Source organism: Acidovorax facilis (genome assembly GCF_023913775.1).
GTDB classification, from domain to species: Bacteria; Pseudomonadota; Gammaproteobacteria; order Burkholderiales; family Burkholderiaceae_C; genus Acidovorax; species Acidovorax facilis.
In genome coordinates, this window is the sequence record NZ_JAMXAX010000050.1 from 22,243 (window position 1) to 36,340 (window position 14,098).

Genomic DNA, 14,098 nt, shown 5'->3' on the forward strand with positions numbered 1-14,098 from the left:
GGGATCACGACAGGGGCTGGTCCAGCACCCCGCGTGCGCCGGGCCGGGTGCTGACCGTGTTGTACCACCGCTCCAGGTGAGGGCGCGCCACACGTTCTTGTGGCAGGCCCCACCATCGGTGGATCTCGCAGGCCACAGGGATGTCCGCCATGGTGAACCGGTCGCCCGCCATGAAGGGCTGGCGCGCCAGATGCGCATCCAGCAGTCCCATCAGAGGCTCCGTGGCCGCCACGGATGCTGCAATCAGCCCGTCGTCCCGCTGGGCCGCTGGGGTGCGTATCCACTGCACAAAGGCATCGCGCCCGGCCGGGTTCAGGGTGGTCTGCTGCCAGTCCATCCACTGCTCGGCCACAAAGCGCTCACGCAAGGTTTCAGGGTACAGCTCGCCCGGCGAGTGCCGCGCGCACAAGTAGCGCACGATGGGGTTGGATTCCCACAACACGGTGCTGGTCTCGTCGTCTTCCATCAGCGGCACCAGGCCATTGGGATTGCGCTGCAGATAGTCGGCCTCGCGCACCAGCCCGAACTGGCCGCCCGCGTCGGTGCGCTGCACCGTGATACCGAGTTCTTGCGCAGCCCACACCACCTTGCGCACGTTGATGGACGACAGGCGCCCCCAGAGCCTCAGCATGTTGAATCAACTTTCATGTGCGTTGAACGAACTGTGATGTATGAAGCGGGCGTGGCCCGGCCAGCGGCCGCCGCGCAAGGGCCGCCCCGCCGCGCTGGCGGCGTCCCCCTTCCGCATCGCACAGCGATGTCAGAGAAGGGGGAAGGCGCGCAGCGCCACAGGGGGTTGTTCACTTGTTATCGCGGATTGCCGCTGCCAGCGCAGCAATGCCGGTGGCAATCTGCTCTACCGTCGATGTGACGAACGACAGGCGCAGTGTGCGCGGGTCGGCGTTGTCGGCATAAAACGCCGCGCCGGGCACGAAGGCCACGTTGCGCTCCACCGCCTTGGGCAGCAGTTCGACGGCACTCATGCCTTCGGGCAAGCGCACCCACAGGAACATGCCGCCATCGGGGCGGTTCCACTGCACACCGAGGCCCTGCATTTCCTTGTCGAGCGCGGCCAGCATGGCCTCGCACTGCTGCTTGTACAGCGCGCGGATGGTGGGCACGTGGCGGTCCAGGAAATTGCCCTTCATCACCTCGGCCACCAGGCGCTGGTTGTAGCCGGGCGTGTGCAGGTCGGCGGCCTGCTTGGCCTGCAGCAGCTTGGGGTAAACCGCCTTGGGCGCCACCACAAAACCCAGGCGCAGGCCGGGTGCCAGCACCTTGGAGAACGAGCCCATGTAGATGCAGCCTTCAGGGTTGCGGGCGGTGAGCGGGGCGGGTGGCGGGTTGTCAAACCACAGGTCGCCGTAGGGGTTGTCTTCCACCAGCGGCAGATTCAGTTCAGCGGCAGCCTGCACCAGGGCGGCGCGACGTGCTTCGCTCATGGTGCGGCCCGTGGGGTTCTGGAAGTTGGGCAGCACGTACAAAAAGCGCGCCTTGTTGGCACCCGTGCCCACCTTGGCCTTCAGGTCGTCGATGAGCACACCTTCGTCATCGCTGGCCACGGACACCACGGCAGGCTCCATGGGCGTGAAGGCCTGCAGCGCGCCCAGGTAGGTGGGTGTTTCCACCAGCACGCGGCTGTCGGTGTCGATCAGCACCTTGGCGATCAGGTCCAGCGCCTGCTGCGAGCCAGTGGTGATGAGCACCTGGTCGGCATCCACATCCCAGGGCAGGAAGTCCGCGATGGCCTGGCGCAGCGGGGCATACCCTTCGCTGGCGGCGTATTGCAGGGCGGCGGGGCCGTCATTGGCCAGCACTGCGGCCGAGGCTTCGGCAAAGGCCGACACCGGGAAGGTCTTGGGCGAGGGCAGGCCGCCCGCCAGGCTGATGATGCCGGGCTTTTCCGTGACCTTGAGGATTTCGCGGATGACCGAAGGGTTCATGCGCTCGGCGCGGCGCGCCAGGGTCCAGGTGCTGGTCTGTGGAAGGTCGTTCAGTTTCACTCTCGTTCTCCTCCGGGCGGTCCCCAAAAGACTACCCATGTTGCAAAGTCGTCAGAAAAATTCTCAAAGCGGTGGTGCTGTCCCGCAGGTACAAAAAAGGCATCTCCGGCCGCGAAGTGGTGGCGGGCTTCACCTTGCACGAATTCTCCGCTCCCACGCTGGACGAAATACAACTCGTCCTGCGCGTGCGGCTGCTGCGGGTCGTGGCCGCGTGGCGCATACAGCTCCGTTCGCATGCTGCCGTGGCGCAAGATTTCCACGAACCGCTCACCGCCCGGGCCAGGTAGCTGCTGCAATGCGTGTTCCACGGAGTATTTCACAGGCGTTCCCCTCTTCCTGGTCAGTCCACGATGAACAGGGTTGCCCCTTGGGGTGAGCTGGAACGGTGGGGCTCGGCGTTGTCCGCCACCTGGTAGCTCATGCCCGGCGTCAGCGTGAAACGGCGGCCGCCGGCCAGCTCGGTGTGCAATTCTCCGCTGAGGCACAGCAGCACATGGCCCTTGACACACCAGTGGTCCGAAACGTATCCGGCCGTGTACTCAACCATGCGCACGCGCATGTCGCCGAACTGCTGCGTGCGCCAGAAGGCCTGGCCTGCCTGTGCGCTTTTTTCTTCGCGGGGAATGCTGGACCAGTCGGTGGTGGCAAACGGGATGTTGTGTATCTGCATGGCTGTCAGTTTTTCACGGAAACCACCGCTTCAATCTCCACCGCGAAGCCACGCGGCAGGGAGCCTACGCCCACGGCAGAGCGCGCATGCCGCCCCGCGTCGCCGAACACCTCGACCAGCAGGTCCGAGCAGCCGTTGATGACCTCGGTGTGCTGCATGAAGTCGGGGGTGGCGTTGACCATGCCCAGCACCTTGACCACGCGGCGCACCCGCGAGAGGTCGCCCAGTGCAGCCTTCATCGTCGCGATCAGATGCAGTCCCACCTCGCGGGCATGGTCCCTGGCTTCTGTGGCGCTGATTTCGCGCCCTACCTTGGGCACGGTGGCCATGTCTTCGCGGGCGGGAGCGCCCTTGCCCGACAGGTACAGCGTGTTGCCGTCGAGCACATAGGCGTCGAAGTTGCCACGGGGTGCGGTCACGGTGGGCAACACCAGGCCCAGCTGCTGCAGGCGTTGTTCCGGGTCGATGGAGGTCATGTGGCGGCTCCTTGGTGAACGGGCATCTTCTTGCCCACAAACACGGTGGCAATCACGGCCAGCGCAAACACCACCGTGACGGTATCCAGCCGCTCTCCCAGCAGCGGCACGGCGAAGAGCAGGCTCAGGAAGGGCTGGATCAGCTGGATCTGGCTCACGCGCACGGCACCCAGTGCCAGCGCCCGGTACCAGGCAAAAAAGCCGATCCACATCGAGAACAGCGCCACGTAGACAAAGCCCAGCCAGGCCATGCCGCCGATGGCCGAGGGCACGGCCGGTGCAAACCACCATGCGATAGGAATGGTCAGCGGCAGGGAGCACACCAGTACCCAGCAGATGACCTGCTCGGCCCCTAGCCTTGGCGTGAGGCGGGCGCCGCCGATGTAGCCGAACGCGCCCGTGGTCATGGCAATGAGCAGGTAGATGTTGGCTGCACCCAGGTAGATGCCACCGGCCCGCCACACCATGAAGCCCAGCACCAGGCTGCTGCCCAGCACCGCGCAGGCCCAGAATCCGGCGGAGGGCCTTTGCCGGTACCACAGCGCGCCGAGCAAGGCGGTGGACAGTGGCAGCAACGCGGTGACCACGGCCCCATGCGTGCTGGGCACATGGCGCAGCGCCAGAGCCAGAAACAGCGGAAATCCCACGATCACGCCAAAGGCCGTGATGGCCAGCAGCGGCCATTCTGCTTTCTGCGGCAGGTTGAGGCGCCCACGGGCATGCTGCAGCCACAGGTAGGCGATGGACAGCAGCCCTGCCACGGCAGCGCGACCGAATGTGACGAACCAGGGCGACAGCTGGGGCGCGTCGGTGGGCCCCACGGCGAGGCGGGTCATCGGCAGGGTGGCGGCGAACAATGTCACACCCACCAGCCCCCAGATCAGCGCTTCGCGCTCTTGTGCGTGGTTCATATCGTGAGCATCCATACAGCGGTGACCACCAGCACCATGGCCAAGGCGCGGTTGAACCAGAGCAGGCGGCGGCCCTGTGCCAGCCACTGGCGCAGCAGCGAGCCGATGAGCGCGTAGGCAAAGTTGCTGGTGAAGGCAAACACCATCATCACCCCGCAGATGATGGCCAGGCGCTCGCCCGGATTGGTCGAGGGCTGGCCTGCGGCGTTGACCACCCAGCCTGCGCTGAGCGTGAGCGCCAGCATCCAGGCCTTGATGTTCACGAACTGCAGGCCCACGCCCTGCCAGAAGGTCACGTTCAGGCGCGTGGTGTCGATCTCGGTCATCTTGCCTGCCCGGCTGAGCTTCCAGGCCAGCCAGAGCATGTAGGCCACGCCCAACAGCGTTACGGCCCAGCGCAGCGCGGGCACTCCGGTGATCAGGGCGCCCAGGCCCAGGCCGCTGCCCAGCATGAGCAGCGTCCAGCCTGTGGGCACTGCAAAGCAAAAGCGCAGGGCGCGCTTGAGGCCCAGGTTCGCGGCCAGCGCAGTGGACAAGGTGGTGTTGGGCCCCGGCGAAAAACTCATCGCGGTGCAGAACAGCAGCAAGGCAGTCAGTTCGGGGGCGGTCATGGGCAGGTGTGTCCGGGCTTTTTTGCGGGTGGCTTGTCAGCGCCTGGGCTTCAATGTAATCTTCGATGCCAGTACACAACCAATACAGTTAAACAGCGCAGTTCGTGATCTGTATTGGCCGTCATAACAGTACACAAGGACACCGCCATGCTGATGAAAACCACCACCCAGTCGCTGACCGAGCAGCTGTCGGCGCGTTTTGGCGAGCGCATCCGCAACCGGCTGCTGGCACCCGGCGCGCGCCTGCCTTCTGTGCGGCAGTGCGCGCAGCAGCATGGCGTCAGCCCTTCCACTGTGGTGGCAGCGTACGACCAATTGCTGGCGCAGGGGCTGGTGGAGGCACGCAAGAACCGGGGCTTTTTTGTGCGTGAGATGGCCAACGGGTTGCTGGACAGGGGCGCTGACGACGACGACGCGGGCGCCCAGGAGGTCGAGCGTGCCATGGGCAACTGGAGCACCGCGCACTGGTTTGCCGCGCGGGGCGCCGGGCGCGGTGCTGCGCGGGGGGCATCGCCCGTCAACGCTACGGCGCTGATCCGGGGCATGTTCCACAAGATCAGCGACAAGCCGCAGCCCGGCATGGGGGTGTTTCCGCCCGCCTGGCTGGAGTCCACGTTCATGCCCGCCGCTGTGCGCAAGGTGACCAGCACACGCGCGTTGAATGATTTTTCGCTGCAGTACGGCGAGCCTCTGGGCGATACGGGGCTGCGCCGGGTGCTGTCCAAGAAGCTGGCCACGCTGAACGTGCATGCGGCCCCCGAAAACATCATCACCACCGTGGGTGCCACGCACGCGCTCGACATCGTGAGCCGCACGCTGCTGCGCCCGGGCGACCCGGTGATGGTGGAGGAGCCCGGTTGGGCCGTGGAGTTTGCGCGACTGGCGGCCCTGGGCATGCACATCCTGCCGGTGCCGCGCCGTGCCGATGGGCCGGATCTGGAGGTCATGGCGAAGTACTGCAAGGTGCACCAGCCCAAGCTCTACGTGAGCGTGAGTGTGTTCCACAACCCCACGGGCTACTGCTTGTCGCCGGGCAGCGCGCATCGCATCCTGCAGCTGGCCAACCAGTACAACTTCCATGTGGTGGAGGACGATACCTACAGCCACATCGCGCCCGAGCACGCCACGCGCCTCACGGCGCTCGATGGGCTGCAGCGCACCATCTACGTGAGCGGCTTTGCCAAGATCCTCGCGCCCAACTGGCGCATCGGTTTCATGGCCGCACCGCCCGCGCTGGTGGAGCAATTGCTGGACACCAAACTGCTGGCCACGCTGACCACGCCCGCGCTGCTGGAAAAAGCCCTGGCCCTGTGCATCGAACAGGGCCAACTGCGCCGCCACGCCGAGCGCATCCGCACGCGGCTCGACGCTGCGCGCGCGCGCAGCGTGAAGCTGGCGCTGGGCGCGGGCTGCACCTTTGCGGCCGAGCCCGTGGGCCTGTTTGGCTGGGTGGAGACGGGGGTGGACACCGACGCGCTGTCGCAGCGCATGCTCGACGAAGGCTACCTGCTGGCGCCCGGCGCGCTGTTCCATGCAGAGCGCAAACCCAGCACGCTCATGCGCATCAACTTTGCCACCACGCAGGAGGCGGCGTTCTGGAAGACTTTTGCGCGGGTGCGCGATGAGCAGGCACGGTGAGCTGACCCACTGCCTTTGAGCCCATGTCCCAGACTGGCGCTGTTGGCAAATACTGGCGCGGCCCCAGCCAGTGCCACCGTGGAACCGGCTTTGCCGGGCCACTGGTGGCGTCCCCCTTGGGGGAAGACGCGCAGCGGCTCAGGGGGGCTCTACCTTCTCTCTACTTCCAGGTCGGCCAGCACCCGCAGCAGCGCGCGGTTGACCTCTTCCAGGTCCAGCTCGAACGTCTCGCAAAGGTTGCGAATGGCACTGGCGTCGTCCGTCTCCAGCGCGCAGGCCATCTGCAGGCCACCGGTGTAGGGGCCGGTGCGCAGCACCGTGGCGTCATAGATGCGCTCAGACAAGGGCAGACGGCGCAGGATGGTGCCCAGTGGCTCCCCCAGCAGGTCGTCGATCTGCGACAGCAGGCCACACAGGTAGATTTCGCGGCGCAGGTCGTTCTCCACGCCCGCGTCGAGCAGCTGTGCGGTGAGTTGGGCACGCATCACCATGGCCTCGCGCACCGGCTGCATGTTGGGGTCGGTGCTGGCATGGGGCAGCTGGTCGGACAGCCAGCGCTTGATGGAGCCGTAGCCCATCATCACCAGGCCCCGGCGCAGCGAATCGATGCCCGTGCGCAGGCCCAGGGCCGCAGAGTTGGTGTACACCATGAAGCGGTACGCCAGGATCGGGTCCTGGCCCATGATGTCTTCAAAGGTTTCCAGCGACTGCTCTGCGTCGATGGCCTTCATGAGCTTGAAGATCACCGCGTGCGACGGTTGCTGGGGATGGTGGCGCAGGCTGTAGAGAACATCTTCCGTGGGCCAGCCGGCCAGTGCCAGGGCGTTGTGCTGGTCCAGGCAATGCTCCATGAGCGCGCGGCTGGCAATGTTCTCGTACATCTGCCCGGCCAGCACCGGGCTGGTGGTGCGCGCGGGCTGCGTGGGGGGGGCGCCAGGGCGGGCGGCAGGGGCCGCCTTCAGGGCCGCCACGGCGTCTTCGGGGCGCAGGGTGAGCAGGCTGTTGTCAAAGCACTGGGCAATGTCGGGCTCGGGCAGCCGACCCAGCTCGCCGCGCCACACGAGCTTCAGGCCCCGCTGGTGGGCGGCCTTGACCAGCGCATAGATGGTGGAGTCGGACAGCCAGTTGCCGCGCACCTCGATCCACGGCGCGCCACGTGGCGCGTGCTCCAGCATGTTGGACAGCAGCTGGTGGTTTTGGGGGGACAGCAGAATCGGGGGAGAACTGGCGGACCACAACTCCTGCAGCGTGCGCAGCAGGTGGGCGGTATCGACCAGGGCCGAAGCCTCGCTGTGCACATAAAGCTGGATCGCCGCGAGCTTGCGGGCGCGGTTCCACAAAGGGCGGTAACCCAGAATCAGGCTGCCAAGGACAGATTGGACCATGTGCTCTTAGGCGGTTGTCTCGTCGTTGGGGCCTGTCCCCGCCCGGGGCTGTGCAGCGTGGGCAGGCCCGCTTTAACTGATGAAATTGAACAGGGAGAGCTTCTGAACCTGCGCATAGGACTTGAGTGCTGCCTCGTAGCCCACCTGCTGGTTCTGGAAGTCTGAAATTCCCTGGATCATATCGAGATCCTCGGCCCGCGAGCGGTCGCCTTCGAGCTGGATGGAGCGCTTTTCCTGGTCGCCCGTGATGCGGTCCGCACGGTTGAGCAGCTCGCCCGCATAGCCGCGCATGTTGTGCAGGCGTTCCAGGCCAATGTCCATGTTGCCCAGGGCCTGCCCCACTGCCTGCGCCGCCGCATTGCTGTCGGGGGCGCTGCGGATGTCGCGGATCGCGTTGTCCAGGGTGCTGAACATGCTCGGGCTGGGCTGCAGGGTAATGGTGTCCCCGGTGGCGGGGTTGCCCTTGATGTCGAAGCTCAGGCCCGGGATGCTGGTGATGGCGATGGTCACTGGCTTGTCGGTGGGATAGTCGGGCACCACAACGGCCGGTGACACGGCGCCTGTGGTGGTGTTGGTGAGCGTGTAGGTGGCGGTGGTGGTGCCGGGTGTGGCACCCGGGCCGACCGCGCTGAAGGTGATGGTGTAGTTGTCGCCCGTTACCAGGCTCGGGTCCACGGGGGTGACCGCCGTGGTGTTGAGGAAGCGGCTGGAGGGAATGGCGCTGACACCTGCGGTGTAGACACCATCGCGCTGCGGGTCGAACATGAAGGCGGCTTCGCCATCCAGGGTGTTGGGAATCGACACGCCACTGCTGGCTGTCTGGCCAGGCAGTCCTTCAAAGCTGTAGTCGGGGCTGGTGCTCAGGGGGCCGAGGAACGGCGCGAGCGCGCTGCCCAGGGCGCTGAGCAGGGGAACGCCGTTTGTGTCCTTGCGGTTGGCTACTTCCAGCAGCTGCTCGCGCAGGCCTTGCAGCTGGTTGGCGATGGTGTTGCGGTCGTTGGGGGTCAGGGCCGCACTGCCGGCGTTCACCACCAGTTCGCGGAAGTTCTGCACCAGGTCCACTGCGTCGCCCAGGGCGGACTCGGCCTGCGCGATGGCGTTGCGCTGCGTTTCCAGTGCGCGCTGCTCGGTCTGGATGCGCGCCAGCCGGTTGATGGCGCGTTCGGCCTGCGCGGCCGACACGGGGTCATCGCTGGCCCGCACCACGCGTTTGCCCGAGGTCAGGTTCTCCTGCAGGTTCGACAGGTTGGTCTGGCGCGTGCCCAGGTTGCGCAGCGCGTTGTCATACATGTTTGCCGTGCCAAGGCGGTAGATGCTGTTACTCATGTCGAACTCCTAACTCCTGTCCCGCGGTCAGCGGCCGAGGCCCTGCAGCAGCGAGTCAAAGATGTTTTGCGCAATCTGGATCATTTTGGACGATGCCTGGTACGCCTGCTGGTATTGGATCAGCCTTGCAGCCTCCTCGTCCAGGTTCACGCCCGAAATCGCCGTACGGTCCCGTTCCAGGTTGGCCGCTATGGTGGTGGACAGCTCGGCCGCGAACAGCGCGCTCTGGGTGCGGGTGCCCACCTGGGCCATGGCCCCAGCGTAGCCGTCGGAGAGTGTGGACTCGTCGAACATCTTCACGTCCCGCAGGCCCATGAGCGCACTCGCGTTGCCCGCGTTGCGCGTGAAGATGTCGCCGTACTGCGGGTCCGATGCATTGCCGATCACGACGGTGTCGCCCGTGTTGGGGCTGCCCTGCAGCTTGATCTCCCAACCGTTGATCGAGATGGGTGCACCCGGCGTGTAGGGCTGCGCGGCGGCAATGGTGGTGGGTGGCGCAGTGCCCCGGTCCAGCACGTCGTATGTGGTGGGCGGGCCGGCCGTGAACTGCAGCTGGATACCGCCCAGGATGGGGGGCAACGCCGCCGGGTTGGCGTTGGGCGGCAGCACCAGCCCCGGCGGGTTGGGCAGGCCCGTGGCTTTGAGGCCCGCCAGCTGCAGCGTGCCGCCGTTGGAGGTGCCCATGGCCGCGTTGATGGGGTTGGCGGCAGCCAGATCACGCGGTGAGTACACCAGCGACTGGATGTTGGCCGCCGCGGTGCTGAACGGCTTGAACAACATGCGCTCGCCGGGGTTGCCGGGCGTGGTCAGGTTGAAGTTCAGGCCGTCGATCTGCAGCGTGGCCAGGTTGGCCGCGTCGGTGAACGGGGTGGACGTGCCGTCCGACAAGCGCACCACCTGCCCGGCCGTGCCGGTGGTAAAGCGGATTTCGTAGTCCGACGCCGCGAACTCCGTGGGGCCGGTGAAGGACACCGTGCCCACGCCCGCGCCGTTGGTGTGGCCCGGCATGCTGGCGGGCAGCGCGAACAGGTCCTTGCCCAGCGCACCGTCCAGCGTCAGGCCCAGGTTGTGCTGGTCGTTCATCGTCATGCCGATGGCCATGGCCATGCGGCCCAGCAGGTTGCGCCCTTCGGCCAGATCGTTGTTGTTAAAGCGCAGCAGGCCCGACATCGAGCCCCCGCCGAGCACGTTCTCGTCCATCTCCACGGCTGGCGCACCGGGCCGGTTGAAGAACAGCTTGATCTGGCCGCTGCCGGGGAAGGCCGTCGCGTCATCGATGGACAGGCTGGTGGCCGTGGTGCCCAGCACCAGCGGCTGGCTGCCCGCCACAAACAGGCCCACGGTGCCATCGTCAGCTGGGATCTGCGTGGTCTGCACGTACTGGTTGATGTCGCGGATGATCTGGTCGCGCTGGTCCAGCAGGTCGTTCGGAGTCTGGCCATTGCCCTTGGCGCGCGCGATCTGCTCGTTCACGCTGGCCATCTGCCCGGCCAGGCTGTTGACGGCGGTGATGCTGCTTTGCAGCTGTTCGGTTACGGTGTACTGGATTTCGTTGATGCGGTCGGCGGCCGCACGCATGCGCGAGGCGGTTTCGTCCATGCGCGTGAGCACCACGGTGCGCGCAGTGATGTCCGTGGGGGCGCTCACCACGTCCGAGAACGCATTCATCATGTCATTGATGGCTGCACCCAGGCCCGCCGTGCCGCCGCTGAAGACCTCCTGCAGCTGGCGCAGGCGCTCGGCCCGCACGATGTCGGACGACTGCACCGAGCCCGCCGTGGCCGACTGGCGCGTGAGCAGCTCGCTCTGGTTGCGCAGGATGGTCTGCACATCCACGCCCTGGCCGATGTAGCCGCCGCCTGTGAACTGGCCCTGCACGGTCTGCAGCACCACGGTCTGGCGCGAATAGCCGGGCGTGTTGACGTTGGCAATGTTGTGGCCCGCCGTCTGCAGCGCCACCTGGTTGGCCAACAGGGCGCGGGCGCCGACGTTGAGCAAGCTCATGACTCACCTCGCATTTCAGTGATCCCCAGCGCTGCCTGCACCCCCAGCGCGTGAGACTGGCGCGGCCCTGGCCAGCGCCCCCGCGCAAGGGCCGCCCCGCCGCGCTGGGGGCGTCCCCCTCCCGCGAAGCGAGAGAGGGGGAAGGCGCGAAGCGACTCAGGGGGTGTTTGCATGGTCAAGCCTGCGCGCGCAGCGTGCGCAGCACGCTATTGATGGCACCACCGAGCTTTTTGGCGTACTCGGGGTCGGTGGCGTAGCCCGCCTTTTGCAGCGCCGAGGCATAGGCCATGGCCGAGCCGGACTGGGCGACGGATTCGGCCTTCTCGTAGCGCGGGCTGTCCTTGATGAGCTTTGCGTAGTCCCGGAACGAATCCTCGTACGAGTCGTAGGCGCGGAACTTCGCCGTCACCTTCTGGGCCTTGCCGTTGATGTATTCGGTGGTGGTGATCTCGGCCACCTTGCCTGTCCAGCCCTTGCCGGCCTTGATGCCGAACAGGTTGAACGAGTTGGAGCCGTCCTTGTGTTTGATCTCGCTCTTGCCCCAGCCGGTTTCGTGGCCAGCCTGGCCCAGCATGAAGCTAGCGGGAATGCCGCTCTCCTGGGCCACGCGCTCGGCGGTGCCCGAGAGGTGCTGCACAAAACCATCGCGGCCCTTGGGCGCGGTTCCAGTGGCCTCGGCCGGTGTGCCGGTGGCCGAGGACGCTGCGCGGGGCAGCGCCTGCGGCAGGCTCAGTGTGGAGGGCACGGAGAAATTCGCGTCGGCCCCGCCCATCTGGCGCGAGAGCTGGCGTGCAATCGCTTCAGACAGCCCGCCCTGCTGGCCCGACATGCTGACCGAGAGCTGCTGGTCCAGCATGTCCTGGCCCAGGTTGGCCTGCTCGCCTTCCATGAGGCCGGATTTCATCGTGGCGTCGCGCATGCTCTTGATCAGCTCGCGCATGAACAGCGACTCGAACTGCTTGGCGACCTCGCGCGTGGTCTGGGCGTTGTTGGCCGTGCCCGCGTCGTACTTGAGCGAATTGAGCGAGCGGATGTCCACCGCCAGCGCATTGGACGTGCTGCTGGTGGTGCTGGACGAGGGCAGGGTGAGGGCCATGGTTGCTCCCCGGGGTCAGATCACTTCCAGCTCGGCGTTGAGGGCGCCGGCGGCCTTGATGGCCTGCAGGATGGCCAGCAGGTCGCCCGGCGTGGCCCCCAGCGTGTTGAGCGCCTTGACCACGTCTGCCAGCTGGGGTGAAGCCGGCATCTGGATGATGTTGCCCGGTTCCTGGTTGATGCGGATGTCGCTTTGCTGCGCCACCACGGTCTGCCCTTGCGAGAGTGGAGCGGGCTGGCTGATGACGGGCGTGGAGCTGATGGTGATCGACAGGTTGCCGTGTGCAATGGCGCAGGGGCCCAGCGTCACGGCCTGGTTCAGCACCACCGAGCCGGTGCGTGCATTGATGACGACCTTGGCCGAGGGAGTGGACGCCTCCAGGGCCAGTTCTTCCAGATCGGCGATGAAGCCCACGCGGGCGCCGGGGTCCAGCGGTGCGCGCACTTGCACGGTGCGGCCGTCGAGCGCCGTGGCCAGGCCGCTACCCAGTTTGGTGTTGATGGCCTGCGCCACGCGGCGTGCGGTCTGGAAGTCCGAGGCGTTCAGGCCCAGGTTGATGGTGTCGCCTTCGTTGAGCGGGGTAGGCACGGCCCGTTCCACCTGCGCACCGAGCGGAATGCGGCCTGCGCTCAGGTGGTTGATCTGCACCTTGCTGCCACCGGCTGACGCGCCAGCGCCGCCCACCACCATGTTGCCCTGGGCCAGTGCATAGATCTCGCCGTCAGCGCCGCGCAGCGGTGTGACGATGAGCGTGCCGCCCTTGAGCGACTTGGCATTGCCCATGGACGAGACGTTCACGTCGATCTGCTGGCCCGGCTGGGCAAAGGCGGGCAGTTGCGCCGTGACGATCACCGCTGCCACGTTCTTGAGCTGCAGCTGCGACGCCGTGCCGGGTGGCAGGCTGATGCCCATCTGCTGCAGGTAGTTAGACATGGCCTGCGTGGTGTAGGGCATCTGCGTCGTCTGGTCGCCCGTGCCGTCCAGCCCTACCACCAGACCGTAGCCGGTCAACTGGTTGCTGCGCACGCCCTGCACCGCCGCCACTTCCTTGATGCGCAAGGCCTGTGCAGGCGTTGCCAGCCCTGCGGCTACCAGGGCCAGCAGCAGCCACAGCACGCGCGCGGTGCGGGGCAAGAGGGAATGGAACGAGGCTTTCATGGCATCCATTGTGGTAGGCCATGGCCAGAACTAAAACCCAAAAAGAAGCGGGTTCACCGGCTTATTGGCTGGGTCTGAAGCCGCGTTGGCAAGGCGCGCGCAGAAACGGCCCGCAGGCGCTCTGGGCGGCGGTTTTTGAGTAAAAACGGCCAGAGGCGCTAGTGCTAAATGCGCCAATAGCTATCAAATTTGTAGTGATGAAAGGACGCACCCAGCCGTCCGTCGGATGCCGGAAGGACTGGGGACCTGGGCGCTTGCGGTGCGCCCAGTGCGGTCAGAACGGCGTGACGGTGTTGAAGAACCGGCCCAGCCAGCCCATGGCCTGGGCTTCGTTTTGTGCGCCGCGTCCGCGCGATTCGACGCGCACATTGGCGACCTGGGTCGAGTTCACGATGCTGCCGGGTTGCAGCGCGCGTGGGTCCACCGTGCCCGAAAAGCGCAGTACATCCACGTTCTGGTTCACGCCGATCTGCTTTTCGCCAGTGATGACCAGGTGGCCGTTGGGCAGCACATCCACCACTGTGGCGGTGATGGAGCCGGTGAAGGTGTTGGCGCTTTCGGTGCCGCCCTTGCCGGAGAACGCATTGCCCGAATTGGCGCCCACGCCCAGCTTGTCGGTGAAGGTCTTGCTGGTGAAGGGCAGGGCGGTCACGCCGGCAGATACTTCGGAGGTGCGGTCCACCGTGGACGACGACTTCTGGCTGGCCGTCACGTTTTCCACGATCTGAATGGTCACGTTGTCGCCCACCAGGCGCGCGCGGCGGTCTTCAAACGCGGGCCGGTAGCTGGCGTTGTGGAACAGCCCGCCCGTCACCGGGGG

At 66.3% G+C, this 14,098-nt stretch carries 14 protein-coding genes; 1 reads left to right on the top strand and 13 read right to left on the bottom strand.

What is annotated here, in order from left to right; all coding sequences use genetic code 11:
• Positions 1 to 4: 4 nt before the first annotated feature.
• The 7 genes from NFX52_RS15205 to NFX52_RS15235 form a co-directional block, all read right to left on the bottom strand.
• Positions 5 to 631 (bottom strand): glutathione S-transferase, encoded by a 627-nt coding sequence (locus NFX52_RS15205; protein ID WP_055398324.1) that lies wholly within the window; start codon positions 629 to 631, stop codon positions 5 to 7.
• Between the two features lie 169 nt (positions 632 to 800).
• Positions 801 to 2,003 (bottom strand): aminotransferase-like domain-containing protein, encoded by a 1,203-nt coding sequence (locus tag NFX52_RS15210; RefSeq protein WP_176887189.1) that lies wholly within the window; start codon positions 2,001 to 2,003, stop codon positions 801 to 803.
• On the bottom strand, positions 2,000 to 2,323 hold the full coding sequence (locus NFX52_RS15215) for a cupin domain-containing protein (RefSeq protein ID WP_082437443.1): 324 nt from the start codon (positions 2,321 to 2,323) through the stop codon (positions 2,000 to 2,002). Before NFX52_RS15215 ends, NFX52_RS15210 begins: the two co-directional genes overlap by 4 nt.
• A gap of 20 nt (positions 2,324 to 2,343) precedes the next feature.
• A complete protein-coding gene (locus tag NFX52_RS15220) occupies positions 2,344 to 2,673 on the bottom strand; it encodes a DHCW motif cupin fold protein (protein WP_252635709.1) in 330 nt (109 codons plus the stop codon).
• A 5-nt stretch (positions 2,674 to 2,678) separates the two neighbouring features.
• On the bottom strand, positions 2,679 to 3,149 hold the full coding sequence (locus NFX52_RS15225; RefSeq protein WP_055398321.1) for a RidA family protein: 471 nt from the start codon (positions 3,147 to 3,149) through the stop codon (positions 2,679 to 2,681).
• On the bottom strand, positions 3,146 to 4,060 hold the full coding sequence (locus NFX52_RS15230) for a DMT family transporter (RefSeq protein WP_055398320.1): 915 nt from the start codon (positions 4,058 to 4,060) through the stop codon (positions 3,146 to 3,148). Before NFX52_RS15230 ends, NFX52_RS15225 begins: the two co-directional genes overlap by 4 nt.
• The gene (locus tag NFX52_RS15235) at positions 4,057 to 4,671 is read right to left on the bottom strand and encodes a LysE family translocator (RefSeq protein WP_055398319.1); all 615 of its coding nucleotides are present in this window, start codon (positions 4,669 to 4,671) and stop codon (positions 4,057 to 4,059) included. The genes NFX52_RS15230 and NFX52_RS15235 overlap by 4 nt, the downstream gene beginning before the upstream one ends.
• A 147-nt stretch (positions 4,672 to 4,818) precedes the next feature.
• Between NFX52_RS15235 and NFX52_RS15240 the strand changes: the two genes are divergently transcribed.
• On the top strand, positions 4,819 to 6,309 hold the full coding sequence (locus NFX52_RS15240) for an aminotransferase-like domain-containing protein (protein ID WP_252635710.1): 1,491 nt from the start codon (positions 4,819 to 4,821) through the stop codon (positions 6,307 to 6,309).
• A gap of 149 nt (positions 6,310 to 6,458) precedes the next feature.
• Here the strand turns inward: NFX52_RS15240 and NFX52_RS15245 are convergent, their stop codons facing one another.
• From NFX52_RS15245 to NFX52_RS15270, 6 genes are all read right to left on the bottom strand, one after another.
• Positions 6,459 to 7,694, bottom strand: a complete 1,236-nt coding sequence (locus NFX52_RS15245) for an HDOD domain-containing protein (RefSeq protein ID WP_055398317.1) — start codon at positions 7,692 to 7,694, stop codon at positions 6,459 to 6,461.
• A 72-nt stretch (positions 7,695 to 7,766) separates the two neighbouring features.
• A complete protein-coding gene (gene flgL / locus NFX52_RS15250) occupies positions 7,767 to 9,020 on the bottom strand; it encodes a flagellar hook-associated protein FlgL (RefSeq protein WP_055398316.1) in 1,254 nt (417 codons plus the stop codon).
• Between the two features lie 27 nt (positions 9,021 to 9,047).
• Positions 9,048 to 11,024 carry a flagellar hook-associated protein FlgK gene (gene flgK, locus NFX52_RS15255; RefSeq protein WP_055398315.1) on the bottom strand — a complete coding sequence of 659 codons (1,977 nt, stop codon included), beginning with the start codon at positions 11,022 to 11,024 and terminating at the stop codon, positions 9,048 to 9,050.
• Between the two features lie 175 nt (positions 11,025 to 11,199).
• A complete protein-coding gene (gene flgJ / locus NFX52_RS15260) occupies positions 11,200 to 12,120 on the bottom strand; it encodes a flagellar assembly peptidoglycan hydrolase FlgJ (RefSeq protein ID WP_055398314.1) in 921 nt (306 codons plus the stop codon).
• Positions 12,121 to 12,135: 15 nt separating this feature from the next.
• A complete protein-coding gene (locus NFX52_RS15265) occupies positions 12,136 to 13,287 on the bottom strand; it encodes a flagellar basal body P-ring protein FlgI (protein WP_156358724.1) in 1,152 nt (383 codons plus the stop codon).
• A 265-nt stretch (positions 13,288 to 13,552) separates the two neighbouring features.
• On the bottom strand, positions 13,553 to 14,098 hold a 546-nt coding region (locus NFX52_RS15270), incomplete at its 5' end, for a flagellar basal body L-ring protein FlgH (RefSeq protein ID WP_252635711.1).